At 65.8% G+C, this 23,593-nt stretch carries 21 protein-coding genes; 9 read left to right on the forward strand and 12 right to left on the reverse strand.

Annotation, left to right across the window (positions count from 1 at the left end):
* Nucleotides 1-5 precede the first annotated feature (5 nt).
* Entirely contained in the window at nucleotides 6-830 is an 825-nt protein-coding gene (locus GGD65_RS09700; protein WP_183235136.1) for an aspartate dehydrogenase, read from the forward strand.
* A gap of 203 nt (nucleotides 831-1,033) precedes the next feature.
* Here the strand turns inward: GGD65_RS09700 and GGD65_RS09705 are convergent, their stop codons facing one another.
* From GGD65_RS09705 to GGD65_RS09745, 9 genes are all read right to left on the reverse strand, one after another.
* Nucleotides 1,034-2,338 carry a sorbosone dehydrogenase family protein gene (locus GGD65_RS09705; RefSeq protein ID WP_183235137.1) on the reverse strand — a complete coding sequence of 435 codons (1,305 nt, stop codon included), beginning with the start codon at nucleotides 2,336-2,338 and terminating at the stop codon, nucleotides 1,034-1,036.
* Between the two features lie 143 nt (nucleotides 2,339-2,481).
* Nucleotides 2,482-2,691: a hypothetical protein gene (locus GGD65_RS09710; RefSeq protein WP_183235138.1), complete on the reverse strand. Its 210-nt coding sequence runs from the start codon at nucleotides 2,689-2,691 to the stop codon at nucleotides 2,482-2,484.
* Nucleotides 2,692-2,984: 293 nt separating this feature from the next.
* Nucleotides 2,985-3,611 carry an isoprenylcysteine carboxylmethyltransferase family protein gene (locus tag GGD65_RS09715; RefSeq protein ID WP_018319663.1) on the reverse strand — a complete coding sequence of 209 codons (627 nt, stop codon included), beginning with the start codon at nucleotides 3,609-3,611 and terminating at the stop codon, nucleotides 2,985-2,987.
* Between the two features lie 27 nt (nucleotides 3,612-3,638).
* On the reverse strand, nucleotides 3,639-4,670 hold the full coding sequence (locus GGD65_RS09720) for an NAD-dependent epimerase/dehydratase family protein (protein ID WP_183235139.1): 1,032 nt from the start codon (nucleotides 4,668-4,670) through the stop codon (nucleotides 3,639-3,641).
* Nucleotides 4,671-4,698: 28 nt separating this feature from the next.
* The gene (locus tag GGD65_RS09725) at nucleotides 4,699-5,217 is read right to left on the reverse strand and encodes a DUF962 domain-containing protein (RefSeq protein WP_177236961.1); all 519 of its coding nucleotides are present in this window, start codon (nucleotides 5,215-5,217) and stop codon (nucleotides 4,699-4,701) included.
* 172 nt (nucleotides 5,218-5,389) lie between these two features.
* The gene (locus GGD65_RS09730) at nucleotides 5,390-6,058 is read right to left on the reverse strand and encodes an OmpA family protein (RefSeq protein ID WP_183235140.1); all 669 of its coding nucleotides are present in this window, start codon (nucleotides 6,056-6,058) and stop codon (nucleotides 5,390-5,392) included.
* Nucleotides 6,058-6,474, reverse strand: coding sequence for a hypothetical protein (locus tag GGD65_RS09735; RefSeq protein ID WP_028145495.1), 417 nt, complete (start codon nucleotides 6,472-6,474; stop codon nucleotides 6,058-6,060). Before GGD65_RS09735 ends, GGD65_RS09730 begins: the two co-directional genes overlap by 1 nt.
* Before the next feature lie 88 nt (nucleotides 6,475-6,562).
* A complete protein-coding gene (locus tag GGD65_RS09740) occupies nucleotides 6,563-6,850 on the reverse strand; it encodes a type II toxin-antitoxin system HicB family antitoxin (protein ID WP_018319668.1) in 288 nt (95 codons plus the stop codon).
* Between the two features lie 9 nt (nucleotides 6,851-6,859).
* Nucleotides 6,860-9,499 carry an ATP-dependent helicase gene (locus tag GGD65_RS09745; protein ID WP_183235141.1) on the reverse strand — a complete coding sequence of 880 codons (2,640 nt, stop codon included), beginning with the start codon at nucleotides 9,497-9,499 and terminating at the stop codon, nucleotides 6,860-6,862.
* A 237-nt stretch (nucleotides 9,500-9,736) separates the two neighbouring features.
* On the opposite strand from GGD65_RS09745, the gene GGD65_RS09750 reads away from it, so the two are divergent.
* Complete coding sequence (locus GGD65_RS09750; RefSeq protein WP_018319670.1) at nucleotides 9,737-9,910, forward strand: DUF1328 domain-containing protein; 174 nt, start codon at nucleotides 9,737-9,739, stop codon at nucleotides 9,908-9,910.
* Between the two features lie 3 nt (nucleotides 9,911-9,913).
* On the opposite strand, the gene GGD65_RS09755 is transcribed toward GGD65_RS09750, so the two are convergent.
* Entirely contained in the window at nucleotides 9,914-10,420 is a 507-nt protein-coding gene (locus GGD65_RS09755; RefSeq protein WP_183235142.1) for a thioesterase family protein, read from the reverse strand.
* 84 nt (nucleotides 10,421-10,504) lie between these two features.
* On the opposite strand from GGD65_RS09755, the gene GGD65_RS09760 reads away from it, so the two are divergent.
* The 3 genes from GGD65_RS09760 (at nucleotide 10,505) to GGD65_RS09770 (ending at nucleotide 13,768) form a co-directional block, all read left to right on the forward strand.
* Nucleotides 10,505-11,929 carry an FAD-binding oxidoreductase gene (locus tag GGD65_RS09760; protein WP_179736140.1) on the forward strand — a complete coding sequence of 475 codons (1,425 nt, stop codon included), beginning with the start codon at nucleotides 10,505-10,507 and terminating at the stop codon, nucleotides 11,927-11,929.
* 133 nt (nucleotides 11,930-12,062) lie between these two features.
* The gene (locus tag GGD65_RS09765; protein WP_183235143.1) at nucleotides 12,063-13,361 is read left to right on the forward strand and encodes a Spy/CpxP family protein refolding chaperone; all 1,299 of its coding nucleotides are present in this window, start codon (nucleotides 12,063-12,065) and stop codon (nucleotides 13,359-13,361) included.
* A gap of 35 nt (nucleotides 13,362-13,396) precedes the next feature.
* Nucleotides 13,397-13,768, forward strand: a complete 372-nt coding sequence (locus GGD65_RS09770; protein ID WP_026202237.1) for a hypothetical protein — start codon at nucleotides 13,397-13,399, stop codon at nucleotides 13,766-13,768.
* Nucleotides 13,769-13,820: 52 nt separating this feature from the next.
* Here GGD65_RS09770 and GGD65_RS09775 read toward each other — a convergent pair whose 3' ends face one another.
* A complete protein-coding gene (locus GGD65_RS09775) occupies nucleotides 13,821-15,293 on the reverse strand; it encodes a caspase family protein (protein WP_183235144.1) in 1,473 nt (490 codons plus the stop codon).
* 426 nt (nucleotides 15,294-15,719) lie between these two features.
* Between GGD65_RS09775 and GGD65_RS09780 the strand changes: the two genes are divergently transcribed.
* The 3 genes from GGD65_RS09780 to GGD65_RS09790 are packed head-to-tail and all read left to right on the forward strand — an operon-like array spanning nucleotide 15,720 to nucleotide 19,615.
* A complete protein-coding gene (locus tag GGD65_RS09780; protein ID WP_179736134.1) occupies nucleotides 15,720-16,751 on the forward strand; it encodes a TRAP transporter substrate-binding protein in 1,032 nt (343 codons plus the stop codon).
* Nucleotides 16,751-18,625, forward strand: a complete 1,875-nt coding sequence (locus tag GGD65_RS09785; RefSeq protein ID WP_246783241.1) for a TRAP transporter large permease subunit — start codon at nucleotides 16,751-16,753, stop codon at nucleotides 18,623-18,625. The genes GGD65_RS09780 and GGD65_RS09785 overlap by 1 nt, the downstream gene beginning before the upstream one ends.
* A 12-nt stretch (nucleotides 18,626-18,637) precedes the next feature.
* Nucleotides 18,638-19,615, forward strand: coding sequence for an NAD(P)-dependent oxidoreductase (locus GGD65_RS09790; RefSeq protein ID WP_183235145.1), 978 nt, complete (start codon nucleotides 18,638-18,640; stop codon nucleotides 19,613-19,615).
* A 6-nt stretch (nucleotides 19,616-19,621) separates the two neighbouring features.
* On the opposite strand, the gene GGD65_RS09795 is transcribed toward GGD65_RS09790, so the two are convergent.
* On the reverse strand, nucleotides 19,622-20,788 hold the full coding sequence (locus GGD65_RS09795) for an ABC transporter substrate-binding protein (protein ID WP_183235146.1): 1,167 nt from the start codon (nucleotides 20,786-20,788) through the stop codon (nucleotides 19,622-19,624).
* A gap of 328 nt (nucleotides 20,789-21,116) precedes the next feature.
* Here GGD65_RS09795 and GGD65_RS09800 point away from each other — a divergent pair, with 328 nt between their 5' ends.
* A complete protein-coding gene (locus tag GGD65_RS09800; protein WP_246783242.1) occupies nucleotides 21,117-23,507 on the forward strand; it encodes an EAL domain-containing protein in 2,391 nt (796 codons plus the stop codon).
* The last annotated feature ends 86 nt before the right edge of the window (nucleotides 23,508-23,593 follow it).

Genomic DNA, 23,593 nt, shown 5'->3' on the forward strand with positions numbered 1-23,593 from the left:
ATGCTATGACTGAACAAAAAGCGTCGGGCGAATTGCGAGTCGGCATCGCAGGCTTGGGCTCGATCGGCACCAAGATCGCCACCGCGCTCGATCAAGGCATCGAGGGGCTGGCGTTGTCGGCTGTCGCGGTGCGCGATCCCGCCAAGCATCAAGCTTTCATTGGCGGCCTACGTCGCCCGCCGCGGGTGCTGCCGATCGACCAACTCGGCGAGGCCGCCGATATCGTGGTCGAGTGCGCGCCGAGCCATCATCTGCGCTCCATCGTCGAGCCCGCGGTGAAGCGCGGCAAAGCTGCCGTTGTCGTCAGCGTCGGCGGGTTGCTCGACAATTTCGATCTCGTCGATCTCGCGCGTGCCAATGGCGGCCGCATCATCGTGCCGACCGGCGCGCTGATCGGGCTCGATGCCGTCAACGCCGCCGCAATCGGCACCATACATTCCGTGAAGATGGTGACGCGCAAGCCGATCGACGGACTGAAGGGCGCGCCGTTCATCGTTCAGAACAACATCGACATCGACAATCTGCGCGAGCCACTCAAGCTGTTCGAGGGCAGCGCGCGCGAAGCGGCCAAGGGCTTTCCAGCGAACGTCAATGTCGCCGTTGCGTTGTCGCTGGCGGGCATCGGGCCTGATCGTACCGAGATCCAGGTTTGGGCTGATCCAACCGTGACGCGCAACGTTCACCGCATCGAGGTCGAGGCGGATTCGGCGCGGTTCTCGATGGGCATCGAGAACATCCCGTCCGAGAATCCCAAGACCGGTCTGATCACCGCGCTGTCCGTGATTGCGCTGCTGCGCAAGCAGCGCGCCACGCTGTGTGTGGGGACGTGAGCGATCGAAGCGCTCCATCACCGTCATCCTGAGGTGCTTGCTCTGGGACGCGAATGCGGCGCAGAGCAAGCCTCGAAGGACGACGGCCCGGCTGCATCTCGGCCGTTCATCCTTCGAGGCTCCCGGCGCGATGCTGCGCATCGCGCCACTCGCGCCTCAGGATGACGGGACGCCTATGCGAGCGCCCGTGTCGCCTGGCTACCTTATGCCCCCGTGACGCGCCAGATCACGTTGCCGACGTCGTCGGCCATCAGCAGCGATTTCTTGTCGGGGCCGATCACGACGCCGACCGGGCGGCCGTAGGATTCCTTCTCGTCCGGGGACAGGAAGCCCGACAGGATGTCGCGACCGGGACCGGACGGCTTGCCGTTCTCGAACGGAATGAACACCAGCTTGTAGCCGGACAGCTTGCTGCGATTCCACGAGCCGTGCTGGCCGATCACCATGCCGTCGGGGAAGCCCGGCAGCGTGCCCGCGGGCATCCAGCACAGGCCGAGCGAGGCGGTGTGGCCGCCGAGCGCGTAGTCCGGTTGAAGCGCCTTGGCGACCATCGCAGGATCCTGGGGCACGCGGTCGTCCACCGTCTTGCCCCAATAGCAATAGGGCCAGCCGTAGAAGCCGCCGTCGCGCACCGACGTCAAATAATCCGGCGGCGTCTCGTCGCCGAGCCCGTCGCGCTCGTTGACCACGGTCCAGAGCACACCCGTATTTGGCTCCCAAGCCAGCCCGACCGGGTTGCGCAGGCCCGCGCCGAAAATGCGGTGCGTGCCGGCAACGAGGTCGAGCTCGTAGACCGCAGCGCGGCCTTCCTCGACCTCCATGCCCATCTCGGCGATGTTGCTGAGCGAGCCGACGCCGGCATAGAGCTTCTTGCCGTCGGGGCTTGCCAAAAGACTGCGGGTCCAGTGTCCGCTTGGCTTGAACGTCGTGAGCCGCTTGCCCGGCGCGGTGATGCGGTCGGCATTGGCGACGTAAGGGAAAGCCATCACGCCGTCGGTATTGCCGACATAGAAGGTGTCGCCGACCAGCGCCATGCCAAACGGCTGGCTGAGATTTTCCATGAAGGCGCCGCGTTGCTCGGCGACGCCGTCGCCGTCCTTGTCCCGCAGCAGCGTGATGCGGTCGGCGGACACGCCGAGCGCTGCGGCGCGCCGCATCGTTGCCTGCATCGCGTAGTGAAACACGCTGCGCGGCGCGCCAGCGATCTGCGTCGCCTCCGCGATCAGCACGTCGCCATTGGGCAGCACCTCGATCCAGCGCGGATGGTCGAGCTCGGTCGCGAACGCGTTGACCTTGAGCCCGGGCGCGACGGTCGGCTTCTGGCCCTCGCTCCAGCCGCGCGCGGTCGGCATCTTCAAAGTCGGGATCGCGCCTTGCGGCTTCGCCTCGGGAATGGCGGGCTTCTCTCCCCAGGCCGGCGCAGGCACGGTGCCCGACAGCTTCCGCCATTGCAGCGCGATGCCGCCGAGGAGCGCAACGAACTGCGCAAAGACGCTGGAGAAGGTCATGAGAGGGCCCCTGTTTGCGCGCGCATCCAACTGGCTGACGGGGCAGACGTCAACCTGTGGGGGACGCCGGCCGGGCCTATTCCCGTGGAATGGCAGCCGATCGATTTTGCATGGGACGAACGCCGATGGCCTTTGCCCGGAGATCAGCGAGAGATTTGCCGCTCCAGCCGCCGTGCTGCGCGAAAATCGTCGAGGTGATGCATGTTCGGCACCAGCGCTGCCTCCTTGGACAGCAGGTGATAGATCCGCGCCACCGTGCGCTGCTTCTGCTTCGGCCGCCCACGCGGCAGCGCCCGCGCCTTGCGGACGGCGGCGATCGCGTGCTCGCGGAAATAGTCGTAGGCGTCCGACATGGCTCGATGCTCGCGCAGGTGGCAGCTGTCGAGGGATAACGGGCTTGGAGAGGGGCGGTTCCTGGTTGAATGCTCCGAGTTGCGCCATTCCGTTCCCATCATCCTGAGGTGCGACCCATGCGGCGCAACGCGCCGCATGGGAGCCTCGAAGGATGGAGGGCCCGGATGCATTGGCGGCCGTGCATCCTTCGAGGCTCGGCTTACGATGCATTCGCATCGCAAACCTCGTACCTCAGGATGACGGGACCAACAGCAGTCTTAGGCGGAGAAAATAGTAGGAAGCTGCTACGCGCTCACCGCGGCGACAGGAACGGGATGATCATCGGCACGCGGCGGCAATAGGCGCCGTAGGCGTCCTCGCCGAGCTCCTTCGACAGAAACACCTCCTCCATCCGGCCCTTCTGCCACATGCCGAGCGAGATCAGAATCGCGCCGAGGATCGTCGTTACGAGGCCGATTGCGATGCCGGTGACGAGCATGCCGAAGATCAAGCCGGTGTAGATCGGGTGACGCACGATGCCGTAAGGGCCGGTGTCGATAACGCGGTGATCTTCTTTGTGGGTGATGGTGTTCGACCAGAATTTTCCGAGATGCAGTCGGCCCCACCAGGCGAAAGCGATGCCGGCGGCCGAGAGGACCGCGGCGATGTAGATGCCGGTGTTGCCGAGCACCCAAAGCGGCTTCCAGCCCAGCAGCTGTGCAACCCACGGCGTGTACAGGATGCCGCCGACCAGGATCGGCAGACGATAGCGCTGCGACTCCAGCGTCATGACCTGCTTCTTGGTCCGCCCCTGCCAGAACGAGGCGCCGACCCAGCTGGCGAGAAAGGCGAGCCAGACCAGGGCCAGGAGTTCGGTCGGCCAGGCCGTGGTCCAGCCACCCCAGGCGACCGAGAGAAGCTTGCTGAAATCGAAGGACATGAAGGTTCTTTGCGTTGGGCGGCGGCTTTAGCTCGCGCGCGAGGAGAGCGCGTGATGCTTGATGGCGCCGGAGGGCTGCTGGCCGTTGCGGGCGAGCAGATGGGTGATGGTTTCGCGCAGCACCGGCTCGATCGGACGCGGCGCGTAGCCGAGCTCGGTGCGCGCCTTGCCGATCGAGAGGTCGCTTGCGGCGAGCGCAATGCGCACGCCCTCGGCGGTGCCGTTGGGCGGCCGGCGCGTGACACGATCGGCGAGGTATTCGAGCATGATGCCCGAGAGCTCGGCGATCTTGCCGGGCACGACGACCGGGAACTGCCGGCGGCCGCTCATCGCCGACATCATCCGCAGGATGTTGCCGAGCGGGACGCAGTCGCCGCCGAGGATGTAGCGCTGGCCGATGCGGCCGCGCTCCATGGTCAGCACGAGGCCCATGGCCACGTCGCGGACGTCGACGAGGTTGACCAGGAAGTTGAGATGCGGCTGCACCTTCTTCTGCAGGAAGTACCACAGCATCGCCGTCGGCGGCGTCAGATTGTGGTCGGCCGCGCCGATCGGCATGGTCGGCGTGCCGATCACGAGTGGAAAGCCGCTGGCCGCCGCCTTCGCGGCATGATGCTCGGCGAGCGACTTCGAGCGCGTATAGGCGCCCGGCATCGCGTCGGCCGGCTGTAGCGCCTCTTCGGCGGCAGCGCCCTTGAGGTCGGAATAGGGGAACAGGATCGATTCCGTCGAGCAGTGCAGGAAGCGCGATACGCCGCGCTTCATTGCGGCCGCGAGCACGATTTCGGTGCCGCGACAGTTGACGTCGTGAAAGTCCTGCTTGTTGGCGACCCACATGCCGGGCAGGCCGGCGAGGTGATAGACCTGATCGACCCCGGCGATCGCAGCATCGACCGCGGCGCCGTCGAGCACCGAGCCGTGGACATATTCAACATCCGCGTTCGCCGCGGCCGGCGCGCGGACATCGAGAACGCGCACCCGCTGCCCACGGGCGCGGAGCGCTTCGACTAGGTGATGTCCGATGAAGCCACTGCCACCGGTAACCAGTACGAGAGCCATGCAGAAGGTTGCTGTTTCGCGTCTAGAGCTATCGGGTTGAAAGGGAATTGGTCGGAAGAGGCGCCAGAATCGCGGCAAGGTCGCGACGGAAGCCCAATGCAATGAATAATTTTGCCATCACGAACATCGGTCCAAGCAAAAGATGCGAAGGAAAAGTGAACAACGAGGCTTCGCGGCCCTCAAAAACCTTGTGGCCGATGGCCTGCGCGGCGAGGCCGAGCGCCACCAGCACGGCGAAAATCGCCCACATCGTCGCGGTGCTGACTTGCGCCGCAACGGTCGTCGCAACCGAAAACAGCACGATCGAGACCGCCAGAATGCCGATCCCGAGCGCCACGTCGAGCAGCAGCCAGTACATCAGGACCGGCAAGGCCAGGATCACGGCGAGGCTGACATCGAAACCGAGCAGCGGCAGCCTGACCAGCGTCAGCGGCATCACGGCGCCGGTGAACAACAGGAGAATACCAACCACATGCATCGCCGTGTTCCGGGGGTCGCGATGGTACTCGACATAAACGGCAAGTTGGCGCTGAAAATAGCCACCCATTTCGGTCTCATGCAGCACGGGGTCGGGGAAGGGCGAACAGAGGCTATAGCACTGGACCGGGCGGTGCACAAACCGGGGTTTTTGTCGCGTGAAACCGTATTTGTGCGCCCCGGACAGGCAACAAAACGATCAGGACTTCAAAGGGTTCCGTCGGGTGCGAAGCTGCGCTCGCTCAGCGCTTCTTGGCGGGCTTTTTCGCCGCAGGCGCAGGTGCCGCAGCCGTATGAGGCGCGTCCTCCGGCAGCTTGGCATAGGTCAGGATTTGCAACTGGCCGTTGACGGCCGAGGTCGGCCTCGCCCGGTCGAGAAACTGCTCCTCACCGAGACCGATCGGATGCAGCCGCTTGGTCGAGATCTTGAACGTGTTCACCAGCACGTCGCGGATCGCGTCGGCGCGGCGCTGGCTCAGGATCGCGTTGGCCTCGCGCGTCTTCGAGTTGGATTCGACGTGGCCGACGATCAGGAACGTGTAGGGCAGCAGCGAGGAATGAACCAGCGCGTCCGCGATGCGGCCGACGGTCTGGTAGGACGCCGGCTGGATGATCGGCGTGTCGGCATCGAACTGGATCTGCGCATTGAAGGCGGGCAGCTTGGCGAGATCAGGTGCGATCAGCGGCCGGTTCACCGGACCGGGATCGTTCTTGATCCTGGTCTTGGCGCGCTCCATCACCTGCTGCTTCAGCGCGGGAAGGTCGACCTCGGCGGCTTCTTCGAAATGGTTGAGCTTGCCGACGATGTCGTCGCGGGTCGGTGCCACCGTCTGGGCGACGGCCGTGCCCGCGAGCAAAGCGAGACCGAGCGCGACCGCGGTTCCGGCAATGAAGAGCCTGCTCGCGCGCATCAGCGGTACCCCGCGTCGTCGACGGCCTTCAGGCAGTTGTTGCTGATGCCCTTGGGCGTCGAAACCAGGCAGGGGATCGACTTGCTGGTCTCCTTGGTCGAGCCGCCGCAGACCTTGACGATCTCGCGCTGGCAGGCGTTCGCCACCGTGACGCGCGCGGCGACGCGCTTCTGGATGGCATCGAACGCGCCGAGATAGTCGCTCGCGCATTGCTGGGACAGCACGTCGCGGTTGCGCGACAGGCACTCCTTCAGGCGGGTCGAATCCGGATTGACGCCGCGGCAATTGGCGACGATTTCGGCGCCGCAGCTTTTGGCCAGCAGCCCGATCGAATCGCCAAAGCTCATGGTCTCCGCCGCCGCAAGCGACGGCATCCCCAATGCCAGCAAGATCAGTGTGATGGAGCCCCGGACCATGGCTGCATCTGATACGGGGAAGTTCGGGCGGGTCAAGGGCTGTTCGGACGAGAACTGTCGAAGGCGAGGGGAGTGCGGCGAACAGTCCTCACTCCGCGGCGTCTTCGCGGGGCGGCCATTCGATCAGGGCGACCGTGTGTTTCCCGAGGTCGTCGGCGAACTCAGGGTCGGCCTTGAGCTCGTCCAATGTTCTGGGCGGGGGAAGCTGCCGTCCGTCCGCGATCAGCTCCTGCGCATAGAACGCCAGTGCCTCGGGTGCACTCTCCAGGGCCTCGTCGACGTCATCACCGCCGGAAATGCACCCGGGCAGGTCGGGAAACCACAGGCTGACAGCGTCCGGATCGGTGTCCTCGATGATGGCGACATACTGAGCCATATCGCGCGCTTACGCCCGCTGCACGAAGCTGTCTACGACCTTCTTCTCGCCGGCCTTGTCGAAGGCGATGGTGAGCTTGTTGCCGTCGATCTTGGCGACGCGCCCGTAGCCGAACTTCTGGTGGAAGACGCGGTCTCCGAGCGAAAATTCGGACGTCGTGCCGGTCGATTTGGCGACCAGCTCGCCTTCGATCGTCAGGGGGCCACGACGGCGCGAGGAGAAGCTGCCGAAATCGGGGCCGGACGACGAGGAGGATGAGAACGTCGAAGCCTCTTCCTCGAAGCCGCCGCCACCGCCACCGCCGCTGCGCCCGCCGCCGCGGTTGCGATTGGCTTGCGCGCGCTGCCAGCCCGGCGTCGAATAGGTGGAGCCGAACGCCTCCATGTCGTCGAAGCGTGAGGCGCCGTAACCGCCGGTGCCGCCCCAGGCCGAGCCGCCCTTGGATTCGGTGATCTCGACATTGGCCGCCGGCAGTTCGTCGAGGAAGCGCGACGGGATCGTGGTCGACCAGGTGCCATGGATCCGCCGGTTGGTCGCGAAATAGATCATGGCGCGGCGGCGGGCACGGGTCAGGCCGACATGGCCGAGCCGGCGTTCTTCCTCGAGGCCGGCGCGGCCCTGTTCGTCCAGCGTGCGCTGGCTCGGAAACAGGCCTTCCTCCCAGCCCGGCAGGAACACGTTGTCGAATTCAAGCCCCTTGGCCGAGTGCAACGTCATCAGCGACACCGCGTCGTCCTCGGCGCCGCCGTCGCGGTCCATCACCAGCGAGATGTGTTCGAGGAACCCTTGCAGGTTCTCGAACTCCTCCATCGAGCGCACCAGCTCTTTCAGGTTCTCAAGCCGGCCCGCGGCGTCCGCCGAACGGTCCTTCTGCCACATCTCGGTATAGCCGCTCTCGTCGAACACGATCTGGGCGAGATCGGTGTGCGCGGTAACCTCGCGCTGGGCGCGCCAGCGGTCGAACTGGGCGACGACCTCGCGAAGCGAGCCGCGCGCCTTCGGCTTCAGCTCGTCGGTTTCGACCACCGCGCGGGCCGCCTCGAACAAGGGAATGCGGCGCTTGCGAGCGTGGTCGTGCAGCATCTGCACGGTGGCATCGCCAAGGCCGCGCTTGGGCACATTGACGATGCGCTCGAAGGCGAGGTCGTCGGCCGGCGAGTTGATGACGCGCAGGTAAGCCAGCGCGTCGCGGATTTCGGCGCGCTCGTAGAAGCGTGGGCCGCCGATGACGCGATAGGGCAGGCCGAGCGTGACGAAGCGGTCTTCGAATTCGCGCATCTGATAGGAGGCGCGCACCAGGATCGCGACCTCGTTGAGCTTTTCGCCGCGGCGCTGGATCTGCTCGATCTCCTCGCCGATGCCGCGGGCTTCCTCTTCCGAATCCCACGAGCCCGTGACCGTGACCTTCTCGCCGTCCTGGTCCTCGGTGCGCAGCGTCTTGCCGAGCCGGCCTTCGTTGTGCGCGATCAGATGGGATGCAGCGGCGAGGATGTGGCCGGTCGAGCGATAGTTGCGCTCCAGGCGAATGACCTTGGCGCCGGGAAAATCGTGGTCGAAGCGCAGGATGTTGTCGACCTCGGCGCCGCGCCAGCCATAGATCGACTGGTCGTCGTCGCCGACGCAGCAGATGTTTTTGGTCTTCTCCTTCTCCCCGCTCATGTCCGCCGAAGCCTTGGCGAAGGCGGATGCGGGGTCGTGACGAGCTTCGCTCGCACTGAGAAGGTCGGGATGAGGGGGAGTCTCCACGAGCTCGGTGCTCGGAGAGTCCCCCTCACCCGCATCGCTGCGCGATGCGACCTCTCCCCGCGGGCGGGGAGAGGTGAAGGAAGGCGCCTGCGACAGCAGCCGCAGCCACAGATACTGCGCGACGTTGGTGTCCTGATATTCGTCGACCAGGATATATTTGAAACGCTGCTGGTACTGCCTGAGGATATCCGGGTGCTCGCGGAAGATGCGGATGTTCTCCAGCAACAGATCGCCGAAATCGGCCGCGTTCAGAATCTTCAGCCGCTCCTGATAGCTTGCATAGAGCTTGCCGCCTTTGCCGTTGGCGAACATGGCGGCTTCGCCGGAGGGTACCTGCGAGGGCATCAGGCCGCGGTTCTTCCAGCCGTCGATCAGGCCGGCGAGCATGCGCGCCGGCCAGCGCTTGTCGTCGATGTTCTCGGCCTGCAGCAACTGTTTCAGCAGCCGCACCTGGTCGTCGACATCGAGCACGGTGAAGTTCGACTTGAGCTGCGCCAGCTCGGCATGGACACGCAGGATGCGGCCGCCGATGGAGTGGAAGGTGCCGAGCCACGGCATGCCCTCGACGGCGTGCCCGAGCATCTGGCCGAGCCGGTGCTTCATCTCGCGCGCGGCCTTGTTGGTGAAGGTCACCGACAGAATCTCGGCGGGGCGGGCGCGGCCCTGGCTCAGGATGTGGGCGATACGCGTCGTCAGCACGCGCGTCTTGCCGGTGCCGGCGCCGGCCAGCACCAGGACCGGGCCGTCCAGCGTCTCCACCGCCTCGCGCTGCTCCGGATTGAGCCCGGACAGATATTTCGGGCCCACCGAGGCGCGCGCACGCGCGGCGATGCCGCCGGCTGCGGGCTGGTGGTCGGGGACGTTCTGGGACGTGATCTTGCTCGGCTCGGTCATGCGAATCATGGGCCCCACGATGGCACCGCGGGGTGGCGGAAGGGAGCCTTCTAACAGGGATTGGTGCCTATATGGGGCGGCGGAACGAGGTTTTCCACGTGCGGGGCACGTCAATTTGTTCCAGCGGTCCTCGCGAATTTCCACCCTGTCCGGGCCGGAACCATCGTTCCCGCCTCGAGATTGTCTGGACAGGTGGCGCGGCCAGCCGCGCCAGACGCAGACAGACATCAAGACGAGGGTTTGACCATGCTTGGCTGGGTTGTGACGTTTCTGGTTATCGCACTGATCGCCGGCATCCTGGGCTTCGGCGGCATCGCCGGCGCTTCGATTGAGATCGCCAAGATCATCTTCTTCATCGCGGTCGTTCTGTTCCTGGTCTCGGCCGTGGTCGGCCTGGCCCGCGGCCGCAACAGAGTATAGCGCTCACCGCTTCGAGGGCATCGCCACGTTCCGGCCGATGCCCTCGGGGCGCGAGACCGCGCTGTGGGCCTTTGTGACCGCAGCGATGCGCTCGCTTATATCCGGTGGAAATGGCGCGACGCGCCGCGCATTCATGTCCATGTGAAGCGACATGTTCTCGGACGTCGCCGACAGCCAGCCCTCGGTTGCGTGCCGCATCTCCTCGAACGTGTGCAGCCGCTTGTCGTCGGCCTCCAGCAGCCAGACCAGGATCTGCACGGGATCGCCGAGGTGGATTTCGCGCAAGTAACGCACATGGCATTCGGCAGTGAAAGTCGAGCCGCCTCGCTCCTTCATGTAGGTCGGCCCGATGCCGAGCTCGGCCCAGAGCTGGTCGATCGCGCGGTCGAACATCACGTTGTAATAGGCCATGTTGAGATGGCCGTTATAGTCGATCCATTGCGGCTCGATCTGCATGATCGAGGCGCGGAACGGCTCGGCTTTAGGCGCTGAGGCGGCAGTCTCCGGCATGTTTCCTTCCAGCTATGCGTCCGGTCGCTTGACTTGACCGGTTTTATATCCTTTGCCACGGTTCTTCTGTCGGGAGGAATGTCCGTGGGTACCACCATCACCAATAATCCGCCGCGGCCGGAGCCGAAAGCCCTCGCGAGCGCGCTGGAGCAGCTTGCCGCACGCTTCGGCAACCGTCTCATCACCTCGCAGGCCGTGCGCGAGCAGCATGGCCATACCACCACCTGGATCCCGAACCAGCCGCCGGATGGCGTGGTGATGGCGCAGGAGACCGCCGACATCCAGGACGTGGTGCGGATCTGCGCCAAGAACCGCGTCCCGGTCATTCCTTTCGGCACCGGCACCTCGCTCGAGGGCCAGGTCAACGCGCCGGCCGGCGGTATCTCGATCGACCTGCGCGACATGAACAAGGTGCTGGCGGTGCATGCCGAGGACCTCGATTGCGTGATCCAGCCCGGCGTGACCCGCAAGGCGCTGAACGAGCATCTGCGCGACCAGGGCCTGTTCTTCCCGATCGATCCCGGCGCGGACGCCTCGCTCGGCGGCATGGCCTCGACCCGCGCTTCCGGTACCAATGCGGTGCGCTACGGCACCATCCGCGAGAGCGTGCTGGCGCTGAAGGTGGTGCGCGGCGACGGCGAGATCATCACCACGGGCACGCGCGCCAAGAAATCGTCCGCCGGCTACGACCTCACCCATCTGTTCGTCGGCGCCGAAGGCACGCTCGGCATCATCTCGGAATTGACCATCCGCCTGCGCGGCATCCCCGAGACGATCGCGGCCGGTGCGGTGTCGTTCGAGACCGTGCACGGGGCCTGTCAGGCCGTCATCCTGGCGATCCAGACCGGCATTCCCGTGGCGCGCATCGAGCTGCTCAACGCCGCGCAGGTGCAGGCCTGCAACGCCTATTCGAAGCTGACGCTGCCGGAGACGCCGCTGCTGCTGATGGAATTCCACGGCAGCGAGATCGAGGTTGCTGAGCAGTCCAAGGCGTTCGGCGAGATCGCCAGGGATTGCGGCGGCGGCGAATTCTCCTGGACCACCAAGCCGGAGGATCGCACCAAGCTGTGGCAGGCGCGGCACGATGCCTATTGGTCCGTGAAGGCGCTGCGGCCTGGCGACAGCATCGGCGTGGTCGCGACCGACGTCTGCGTGCCGATCTCGCGGCTCGCCGATTGCGTCAGCGAGACCGAGGAAGATCTCAGGCGGCTCAACCTGCTGTCGCCGATCGTCGGCCATGTCGGCGACGGCAATTTCCACTGCTCGCTGGTCTGCGACACCAACGATGCCGCCGAGATGGCGCGCGGCGAGGAGTTCATGCATCGCCTGGTCGAGCGCGCGCAGGCGATGGACGGCACCTGCACCGGCGAGCACGGCATCGGCCAGGGCAAGCAGAAATACCTCCAGGCCGAGCTCGGCCCCGAGGCGCTCGATGCGATGCGGGCGCTGAAGAAGGCGCTCGATCCGCTCAACATTTTCAATCCCGGCAAGATTGTGCCGGAGGCGTAGGCCTTCGGCACAACAAAGCCGCCGCAAGGCCGATGCCGCCCACCCGGCCGGGCGGGAACTTTCGGCAATCCTGTCGGTTCCAATTCCCGCCAAGTTCCGATGCCTCAATGGCGCGGCTCTGCGGGAGGGTGCGATGGTGCGACCGGTCATTGGAATTGCCGCGATGGCGCTTGCCTGCATGCTGGCGGGCGCGGCTCTGGCCAAGGGCGGCCATGGGGGCGGACATGGCGGTGGCCATGGAGGCGGGCACGGCGGTGGCCATCACGGCGGCGGACATTTCCGCGGCCACGGCGGTGGACATGGGCATGCCGGCGGGCATCATCGCGGCATGCGGTTCACCTCCGGTGCGCGACGCGGCGGGCCCAATTTCGGTCAGATCCGCAATGCGGCGATCCGCCCCGCGAGCTTCCGCAATGCCCTGAACACCAGCGCATTCCGCAACGGCCGGCTGATCAGCAATCCGGCAGCGCGTGCACAGCTCGCGGCAGCGGCCGCATTGGCCGGCTGGAGCGGCGCAAGCAGCGGATGGTGGCAGCATGCGGGCGGCGGCTATGGCTGGGTCGGGCCGCTGTTCTGGCCATTCGCCTATAACGATCTCTACGACTACACGATCTGGGGCGACGGGCTCGGCTTCTGGGGTTACGGCTACCCGGACATCTATGCCGGCATTTTCGGCCCCTATGGCTATGATCGCCTGTCGGCCTATCTGCCGCAGCAGCCGCAGGGACGGCGGCGGGCGCGCAGCGCACCGCTCGATCAGCTCTGCGGCAGTGACCGCCGTGCCATCGCCGGACTACCGATCGATCAGATCGCATCCGCGGTGCAGCCGACGGATGCGCAGGGCACAGCTCTCGATGCGCTCGGCAATGCCTCGATCGACGCCGCAGCGCTGATCCGCACATCCTGTCCGACGCAGGCCGCAGCGACGGCGCCAGGCCGGCTCGCAGCGATGCAGCAGCGCATCGAGGCGATGCAGAAGGCTGTCGAGCTGGTCCAGCCCGCGCTCGACCAGTTCTATGGCTCGCTGAACGACGAGCAGAAGGCGCGCTTCAATGCGCTCGCCGAGGATCAGGGTCGTGCGACGGCATCGAACAATGCGAGGGAATCGTCGGTGCAGGCTTGCAATGTGGCCGCCGCGTTCGATTGGCCTGCTGCTGCGATCGATGAGAGGCTTCGTCCGAGCGACACCCAGCGCGCGGCGCTGCAGGTGCTCCAGGATACCAGCGCAAAGGTCAGCGCATCGCTCAAGGCGGGCTGCGAGCCCAATGACGTGATGACTCCGCCGGCCCGCATGGCCACAATCCGCAAACGGCTCGATGCGATGCTGGACGGGATCAAGTCGGTGCGCGCGGCGCTCGATGATTTCTATGCCACGCTGAACGACGAGCAGAAGGCGCAGTTCGAGGCGATCGGGCCGCGCCGCACGTCCTGAACGGTGCAAGCCAATAAAGGCCACGGGTGGGGGCAATGAAGTGGTTCGCAAGGCGGCAGCCGGCCGACATCTGGGATGAGCCGATCCAGGGACCGATCGGCGATATCGACGCGGCGGAGCGCATTCGTAACATCTGCGAGGCTGCGAGAGCGGGCGCGGAGGCTGTCGGAGGCTCCGCACCGGCTGATAAGCGCGAACGTGAGCGCTTTGAACGTGCAGCCCGCGTCGCGATGGAGATTGCGATGAAGATCGCGGACGATCTGATGCGTGACGATGCGGTCCGCCGCATCGTCGACCTCTGCGTGAAGGCAAATGATATGAAGACGGCGCAGATCCTGTTTCGCGCGATCCAGGCGGGCTGGATCCGGGAGGCCGTCCAGCACGACTATCCGGCGCTGGCGCAGTAGATCCGGCTCGCGCGTCGGGCGCGAGCCGGATCTATGTCAATGCTGGACAGTCTCAGTATCTGCGGTAGTCGCCGCGATAATGGTCGCCGCCGCCGCGGCCGCCCATTCCCATGCCGATCCCGATTCCGATGCCGATACCCTGCATCACGGCGCCGGGCGGCGGGCCGGGGGGCGGCGCGCGTTCGTAGACCACTTCCTCGGGCGGCGGGCGGCGCTTCGGCGGCGTCTCGACCACCTTGCGCTTGGGCGGGGTGTCGTCGACGCGCTTCTTGATCACGGGCGCGACGCTCGGAGTGACCGGGGTTGCCGGTGTCGTTGGCGTCGAGCACGGGCAGGTCGGGCCCATCGCGACGGCGACCGGGGTCGCTGCGGCGGCGACGGGGACGCCATAATTGCGGTTCTGGACGCGGAGCAGCAGCCGGCGCGCAGTCGCGGCGAGGTCGCTATTGTCCCAATTGGCCAGGTAAGCCTCGAACGAAGCGCGGGTGTTGATCGCGGTTGCGCGCTCCCAGGCCAGCATCTGGCGCCGCCGTTCCAGCACCGTGCGCACGCGCGGCGTGCGGGTGTCCTGCGCGTACAGCTCGATATAGGCCTGATAGGCCTCCACGGTGTCCTCGGTGATCACGAGCTCATACGCGACCATCGCAGGCTTGCCCCGTAATTCCTTGCGCCAGTCCTCGAGGCTGCGCGTGCCCCCGGCGAGCGCCATCGCGTTCGCGCCCGGAAGAGCGGGTGTGCTGCCGCTGCTCTCGCCGAAGAACTTGAAGTCGGTCGTCAGCGAGGAGCTTTCCCAGGGGATCTGTCGGCCGTCGGTCGATTGCGCGACGGCGACGCGGATGCGCTTGAACACTTCCTCGATCGGCAGATTGGGCTGCTTGGCGATGGACAGCGCGGCCGTGGTGTAGGGGCTGTCGATGCCGCTGCCGTCCTCGGCTTCGGCGCCGGGCGAAGTCGAATAGGAAATGAAGGAGCCCGGCGCGCCGGCCTTGGTGTCGACGATCGCAAGGCCGTGGCCGGCGCCGCTGAGCGCCGGGAACGGATTGTTGCGGCAGGCATCGAGCATGAAGATGCGCGCCCGCGTCGGCAGCGCACCGAGCGTGTTGAGCATGTCGTTCAGCCGCACGCCCTGGAGCGGAATGTCGGCCTCGCGCTTGGGATCGAGATCGACAGGCACCAGGTAGTTCTCGCCGTCGATCTGCAGGCCATGGCCGGCATAGAACACCAGCGCCACCGTGTCGGCCCCGCTGGCGCTGACCTTGCCAGCGAAATCCGAGATTGCCGCGCGCATCTCGTTCTGCGCCAGGTTGGCCGCCGTGGTGACGGTGAAGCCGGCATTGCCGAGCAACTCCGTCATGCCCTTGGCGTCGTTGGCGGCGTTGGGCAGCTCGGGCACGGTGCGATAGGCGGATTGTCCGATCACCAGCGCGAGCCGCGCTTCGGCTGCAGCGTCCGTCGGCGTCATCAACTGGGCGAGGGCGAGAAAACCGGAAGCAAGAAGCAAATTGGAAAGGACTGGACGGCGCATGGTGTCACCTCCATCGGCAATATTTGCGATGATGGCACCTTTTCTACGTCTGCGCCATGACGCCGTCTGTGCGCTGGATCACGCTGCGCGCTGCGGCAAAATGGGGCAGGCGCCGGCCCAAGCGCGATGCATCGGTCTAACCCCATCCATGTGAATCACGCATTGATCCATGCTCCAATTGGATTGATGCAGGCTCGACGCGACGGTGCCCATTGCGCGGATATGGCCGCAGGCCGATCACTATCGCAAAATCCCCGGGAATCGTAGTCGTTTCGGAGCGCTCACGGACTGCCCAACGCACTTCGCGCGCGCTCTGCGGTTGCCGGCCGCCCCGCTTGCCTGCGCCGTCGCTCTTGCCATAAAGTCCGCGCAACAGACCACGGCAACGACCGCGGCGAACAAAAATAATGTGGGAGAGACCGCACCATGACCATCGTGCCCGTGAACCGTCGCGCGTTCATCAAGTCATCCGCGGCGGTCACCGCCGGCCTCGTGCTCTCCCCCGCCATCATCGGCCGCGCCGAAGCCGCGACGCTCAAGCTGAAATGCTCCTCCTCGCTGCCGAACGATCCCAAATTCGCCAACGGTCGCGTCTACTACGACAACCTCGTCAAGAATTTGAAGGGCAACGGGCTCGGCGAGCAAATCGAGGTCGCCTTCTTCCCCGACAACCAGCTCGGCCAGGAGATCGACGTCATCAACTCGGTGAAGCTCGGCGTCATCGACCTCATGGTGTCGGGCTCCTCGATCTCGGCCAATCTGGTGCCGCTGGTCGGCACCTACGATCTCGGCTTTCTGTTCTCCAGCTTCCCGCAGCAGACCAAGGCGTTCGATGCCGGCGCGGCCAAGCCGATCGAGGACGCCCTGCTCAAGGGCGGCAACATCCGCATCATCGCCTGGGCCTATAATTTCGGCTCGCGCAGCGTATTGGCGAAGAAGCCGGTGAAAACGCCGGAAGATCTCGCCGGCCTCAAGATCAGGACGCTGCCGAACCCCGTCATCACGGAATGCCTGCGGCTGATGGGCGCCGCCGCGACGCCGCTGGCCTTCGGCGAGATCTACACGGCCTTGCAGGCCGGCGTGCTTGACGGACTGGAGCACGATCCGCCGACGATCCTGGCCAGCAAGTTCTTCGAGACGGCCAAATTCTACGCCCTGACGCAGCATAATTTCTCTCCGCTTGCGATCTACTTCAGTGACATGACCTACAACCGCATGGACCCGAAGCTGCGCGAGGGCTTTCTCGATGCCGCGAAGAAGGCCGCGGCCGACACGCGTGCGCATGGGCTTGCAGTCGAGAAGGAGGCGCTGGCCGCCTTGACCGAGAAGGGCGTGACCGTGGCCGAATGCGACCGCGAGGCCTTCAAGAAGCGCGTCGCGCCGCAGATCGAGAACTTCATCAAGGCCCGTCCGGAGTCCAAGGCCGTCATCGACATCATCCGCGCGACGCAAGCCTGATGGCCAGGTCTGAGATGGTGGTGGCGGCCGCCGTGCCCGTTTCGGCCGGCCGCCACGGCAGCATCGCCCTGCTGCTTCGGCTCAGCGATGCGATCGCGGCCATCCTGCTCGCCGCCGATCTCGTGGTGGTCTGCGTCTCGGTGCTGCTGCGTTTCTTCTTCAACGCGCCGGTCGAATGGTCCGACGACGTCGCACGCGGATTGATGGTCGGCTCGGCCTTCTTCGGTGCGGCGAGCGCGCTCGCGCGCGGCGAGAATGTCGGCGTGTCGTTCTTCCGCGATCTCCTGCCGCTGCGCCTGCGCGCGCCGGTCGATGCCGCCGGCGCGCTGCTGGTCGTGCTGATCTCCGGCTACGTCGCCTACAACGCCATCAAGCTGGGCTCGTTGACCGCAGGCCAGACCACCGGCTCCGGCCTGCCGCTGGAGCTGACCTTCTATCCGATGGGCGTCGGCGCGCTGTTCATGACGGTGTTCGCGGTCGACCATCTCTGCGCAAGGCCGTTGCCCGACATCGTCAGGGGGCTCGTTGCGGTCATCGTCGTCACCGGGCTCTATCTTGCCTGGGATTATCTGTCGCCGTCCTCGGTGCCGTCGGCGGGCACCTTGATGCTGATCGGCTTCTTCGTGACACTGTTCGGCGGCTTGCCGATCGGCTTTGCGTTGGCGCTCGCTGCGCTCATCTTCATCTGGGTCGAGGGCGCGCTGCCCGGCGTCATCTTCGCCCAGCAGATGGCGCGCGGCATCGACAATTTCGTGTTGCTTGCGATCCCGTTCTTCATCCTCGTCGGCTACCTCATGGAAGCCAATGGCATGTCGGTGCGGCTGATCGAGCTGCTGCAGCGCGCGGTCGGGCGCATGCGCGGCGGGCTGAACGTCGTGATGGTGGCGTCGATGGTGCTGTTCTCGGGCATCTCTGGCTCGAAGATGGCCGATGTTGCCGCGGTCGGCTCGGTGCTGATCCCGGCGGCGCGTCGATCGAAGCAGAACCCCGGCGGCGCGGTGGCGCTGCTGGCGGCGTCCGCGGTGATGGCGGAGACCATCCCGCCCTGCATCAACCTGATCATTCTGGGCTTTGTGGCCAATTTGTCGATCGGCGGCCTGTTCGTCGCCGGTCTCTTGCCGTCGGCGCTGATGGCGCTGGTTCTGATCGCGGTGTCCATCATCTTCGGCAAGCGGCCGGACAAGGTCGAGGACGTCGAGCCGCAGATGCCGGTGTCGGGGCTCTGGAGCGGCGCGATCGCCTCGTTCGGCCTGATCTTCATGATCTTCTTCGGCTTCAAGAGCGGCTTTGCCACCGCGACGGAGATATCGGCCTTTGCCGTGGCCTATGCGCTCGTGGTCGGCAGCGTGGTGTTTCGCGAGCTCAGCTTCAAATCGGCCGCGCATAGTTTCGTGCAGGCGGCGACGCGCGCCGGTCTCGTGCTGTTCATCGTCGCTGCCGCTCAGTCGCTCGCGTTCACGCTGACCTTGCAGCAGGTGCCGCATGCGGTCGGCGATTTCATGCTCGGATTGTCGAAGACCTCAGGCGTCTGGCTGTTCATCCTGCTTGCCATCGCCGTACTGATCGTGATGGGCTCGGTGTTGGAGGGCGCGGCCGCGCTGATCATCTTCGGGCCGCTGCTGCTGCCGGTCGCGGTGCAGCTCGGCGTCGATCCCCTGCATTTCGGCGTCGTGCTGGTCATCGCCATGGGCATCGGCCTGTTCGCGCCGCCGCTCGGGCTCGGGCTCTACGGCGCCTGCCTGATCGGCAACGTGCCGATCGAGCAGACGGTGAAGCCGATCATGGGCTATCTCGGCCTGTTGTTCCTCTGCCTGCTCGTCATCGCCTTCGTGCCATGGCTGAGCACCGCGCTGCCGCGGGCAATCGGCTACTGAAGGAGTTTTGACGTGAAGGTTCTGCTCGCTCACACACCGGAGATGCGGCGCAATTACTATGGCGATCGCAGCCTGAGCGGCCTACGCGCGGCCGCCGAGGTGATCCTGCACGAGAGCGACGAAACCCTGGACGGCGCCGGCCTCGTGCGTGCTGCGCAAGATGCCGACATCATCGTCGCAGACCGCATGACCGAAGGGCGCGGCGAGATCTTCGCAGCGCTGCCGCGTCTGCGCGCCTTCGTCCGCTGCGCGGTCGATATCCGCAACGTCAATGTGGAAGCGGCTTCAAACGCTGGCGTGCTCGTGACCCGCGCCGGACCCGGTTTCGTGCAGGCCGTTGCCGAGCTCGCACTCGGCTTCATGGTCGATCTCTCCCGCGGCATATCCCGGGCGACGGCGGACTACCAGGCCGGCCGCAAGGTCGAGGCGCGGATGGGCCGCCAGCTCGCGGGCAGCAAAATCGGCATTATCGGTTACGGCAGCATCGGCCGTTATCTCGCCGAGGTCGCAAAGGTGCTGCGCATGGAGGTGCTGGTCTCCGATCCCTTCGCAACCGTCAGCGACGCGGCGATCCGGCAGGTCGGTCTCGACGAGCTCCTCGCCGCGTCGGACTACGTCGTCTGCCTCGCGATCGCTAACGAGCAGACCGAGAATTTGATCGGCGAAGCGGCGCTGGCCCGCATGCAGAGACATGCCGTCTTCATCAACCTCTCGCGTGGCAATCTCGTCGATGAGCCGGCGCTGGCGCGCGCGCTGCTGGAGCATCGCATCGCCGGCGCGGCGATGGATGTCGGCCGCGCGCCCGACCAGATGCCGACGCCGGAGCTGGCGAAGCTTCCCAACGTCATCGCGACGCCGCATGTCGGTGGGCTGACGCCGCAGGCGATCGAATATCAGTCGCTGGAAACGGTTCGGCAGGTCGAGGCAATCGTCAAGGGCGAGACCCCGTCAGGTGCCGTCAATGCCGAGCGCTGGACGCGGCGGCCGTGAGCGGCTTCATAGCCGGTCCACCGCCCTGAACGTTCCGTCCTTCTGGATCACCGTCAAAAACACCTTCGGCGGCGCATCGATCATGCGGATGCCGACATTGACGGCGCTGCCGCTGATGTCGAAGCGGCCGACATCGTTGATGGCGCGGAGCAGGCTCGCGCGCGTCGGGTTCGGCCCTGCCCTTTCCAGCGCCGCGGCCGCAAGCCGGCCGGAGAGATAGCCTTCCAGCGACACGAAGTCCGGCCTCAGCGTCGGATCGAACGCCTTCTGCGCCGCCTGGTAGTCGGCGACGAGCCTGAGCGAGCGATCCCATGGAAACGGCACGACCTGCGAGACGATGACGCCTTCACCCTCGGGGCCGAGTTCCTTGGCCAGCGCATTGGCGCCGACGAAGGAGACGTTGACGAAGGTCGGATGGAAGCCGCTGCGGTGCGCGAGCTTGATGAACTCCGCGCAGGGCCCATAGGTCCCGACCATCACGATCGCCTCGGGTTCGGCGCGCCTGATCACCCGCCAGGCTGCGGTGACCGCGCGGGTGTTGCGCTCGAACGTGCCCTCGGCGGCAAGCTCGAGGCCGCGCTTGGCGAGCGCGCGCTTGACGCCGACCAGACCGTCCCGGCCGAAGGAATCGTCCTGGTAGAAGATGCCAATGCGGGTGAAGTGGCGATCCTCGGTGAGGTGCTTGATCCACGCCTCGGCCTCCGCACCATAGCTCGCGCGGATGTTGACGACGTTGGCAAGCTCGAGGTCGCGGAGGAATTCGGCGCCGCTGAACGGGCCGATGAAGGGAACGTTCCTGGCGCTGGTGATCGGAATTGTCGCCATCGCGGTCGGCGTGCCCACCGCGCCGATCAGCGCAAACACCTTGTCGTCGTCGATCAGGTGCAGCGTCTGCGCCACCGAACGGTCGGGGTCGTAGCCGTCGTCGCGGCTGATGAGCTGGAGCTTGCGGCCGTGGACCCCGCCCTTGGCGTTGATCTCGGTGAATGCCGCGACGATGCCTTGCCGCATGCGCTGTCCGAGCGCGGAGGAGGGTCCTTCCAGCGCGGCGGCCTGGCCGAACAGGATCGCATCCTCGCTGACGCCGGCCTCGTCGGCTCTCGCCGCCAGCACGGTCGCGGCGAGGAGCGCGATGGCCAGGACGAGGGATGTCGCTGATCGAAATCGATACATCAGGGAGTTTTGCCGAATGATGGGGAGGAGCCTTGCGCAACATATTCCTGCGAGCCTGAATAGCTCGCTAACCGGCGACGTGTCGGCAGCCCGTAGTACTCCGGGCAAAACCGGCAAGTTGTTTCCACAATGCCGGATCATTCGGGCACTTCATTAACTAATTCACGCGTTGCGGAATGGAGGGGTTCCGAAATTGTGCAGTTCTTAACCGCGGTCTTGTTCCGATAGCGGCGCCGGCACCTCAACCAGAGGTTCGGTTCGTCGCGGACAGGGGGACGGCGGCTTCAAGATGGGCGATCGCGATCAGAACGATCAGGATCGGAGGCGTATGACCGGATGGTGGCGTGCCGCGCCGCTGCTCGGGCTTTATCGCCCTGCGCTCGTCGCGGTCGGCGTCGGTCTTCTGTTTTCGGTCGTGGGCGCGGCCGCCGTGGCGCGGTGGGAGGATCGCGTCAACAGGATCGAGTTCGAGAACGCGGCCGAAACCGAAGCGATCGTCATGCAGAACGGCATGGGCGAATACATCTCCCGGCTCGTCGCGCTGCGCACGCTGTTCGAATCGACCAACGACGAGGTCACCCGCAGCGAGTTCGAGACCTTCAGCGCCCGTCTGTTCGAGCGCCATCCCGGCATGCTGCGCATCGCCTGGTTGCCGCGCGTCAACCGCAAGGAACGCGCCGAATACGAGACCGCGGCGATCGCGGACGGCGTGTCCGGCTATCGCATCAAGTCGCTCCAGGGCACGGGCTTTGCGACGGCGCCGCAGACCGATGAATATTTTCCGGTGTTCTACTCGACCCAGCCGAAGACCTCGGCGGTGTACGGCATGGATTACGCCACCGTCCCGGAACGCCTCGCGGTGCTGGAGCGCGCCCGCGACAACGACAAGGTCGCAGCCATTCGCACGCGCTTGTTCGAACCGAAGGAGGGCGGCCGGCTGCCCGACGTCCTCGTTGCCGTTCCCGTCTACGCCAAGGGGACCTCGCGCGACACGGTCGCGGATCGGCGCCGCAATCTGGCCGGCTTCGTGGTCGGCATCTTCGACATGCCGCTGCTGATCCAGGCAATTCGCGTCACGACCGGAGCAAGCCCCGCGGTCAGCATGAACGTCTATCCGCCTTTCACGGCGCAGATCGTCAGCCTGGAGCAGATGCTGCCGGATTATTCGTCGGCGGCCACGGCGCCGCAGTCGATGCGGGACGTCGCGCGGGCGCTGCACTGGGCGGGCAGCCTCAAGATCGGCGACACCGATTGGCAGGTGCGGGCGGTTCCAACCGCCGGCGGTCCGCTGGAGACGACTTACGATCGCGCCGGCGCCGTGCTGATCGTCGGCATGCTGCTGACGCTGTCGCTGTCGACCTATCTCATGCTCGCGAGCCGCAATTCGCGGCGGCTGTCGCTGGCGAACCGGCGGGTGCTCGAGCTCGCCCAGACCGACATCCTGACCGGACTGCCGAACCGCGCCTTCTTCCTCACCCGGCTCGACGAGATGAACAGCCAGCTCATCGTGCGGGGCCTGCCGTTCTCGATCCTGATGCTCGATCTCGACCGCTTCAAGAACGTCAACGACTCGCTCGGCCACGGCGCCGGTGATGCATTGCTGCGCCAGGTAGCGCAGCGGCTGAAATCCGCCGTGCGCGCCAACGACGTGCTGGCGCGGCTCGGCGGCGACGAGTTCGCCATCATCCAGGAAACCGGCGAGGATCAGCGCGCCTGCTCGACCGAGCTGGCGGCGCGGATTGCCAAGCTCTTGACCGAACCGTTCCTGCTGCCTGGTCACCGCGTCGAGATCGGCACCAGCATTGGCATCGCCATCGCGCCGGATCACGGCAGCGATCAGGAGCAATTGCTGAAGAAGGCGGACCTTGCGCTCTATCGTTCGAAATCGGCAGGCCGCAACTGCTTCACCATCTACGACGAGGCGATGTCGGCCGAGCTGGAGGCACGCAACACCCTGGAGGGGGATCTGCGCGACGCCATCGCGCGGTGCCAGCTGGAGGTGCACTACCAGCCGTTCGTCGACGCCCTCAGCGGCGCGCGGCGCGGCTTCGAGGCGCTGGTGCGCTGGCGGCATCCGACACGTGGCCTGATTCCGCCGGACCAGTTCATTTCGCTTGCGGAGGAGACCGGGCTGATCGTGCCGCTCGGCGAATTCGTGCTGCGGCGCGCCTGCGCGGATGCGGCCGGCTGGCCATCGGATCTCGCGGTCGCCGTCAACCTGTCGCCGATCCAGTTCAAGGAAGCCCGGCTGTTCGAGGTGATCTGCGCGGCGCTCGCCGATTCCGGCCTGCCGCCCCAGCGGCTGGAGATCGAGATCACGGAATCCGTGCTGCTGGAGCGCGGGGTCGAGAACCACGCCTTCATGCAGCGGCTGAAGCAGCTCGGCGTCGAGCTCGCGCTCGACGATTTCGGCACCGGTTATTCCTCGCTCAGCTATCTGACGGCGTTCCCGTTCGACAAGATCAAGATCGACAAGTCGTTCATCCGCAACCTCACCCAGCAGCCGCGCAGCTCCGCCATCATCTCATCGATCGTGACGTTGGCGCGCGGGCTCGACATGTCGGTCACCGCCGAGGGCGTCGAGACCCGCGAGGAGTACGAGCGACTGAAGGCGCTCGGCGTCAATTTCGCGCAAGGCTATCTGTTCGGCCGCCCGCAGCCGATCGAGCGGATCCTGTTCGACGCGCCGGCCAAACCCTCGCGGCGCGACGCCGCCTGAGATCTCCCTGACGCATCTCGCTCAAGGGGCATGCGCGAAAAGCGCTTGACCCGGACATCTCCAGATGGTCGGAAGGATCGTCTAGG

The sequence above is a fragment of the Bradyrhizobium sp. CIR18 genome (assembly GCF_014198295.1).
GTDB lineage: Bacteria > Pseudomonadota > Alphaproteobacteria > Rhizobiales > Xanthobacteraceae > Bradyrhizobium.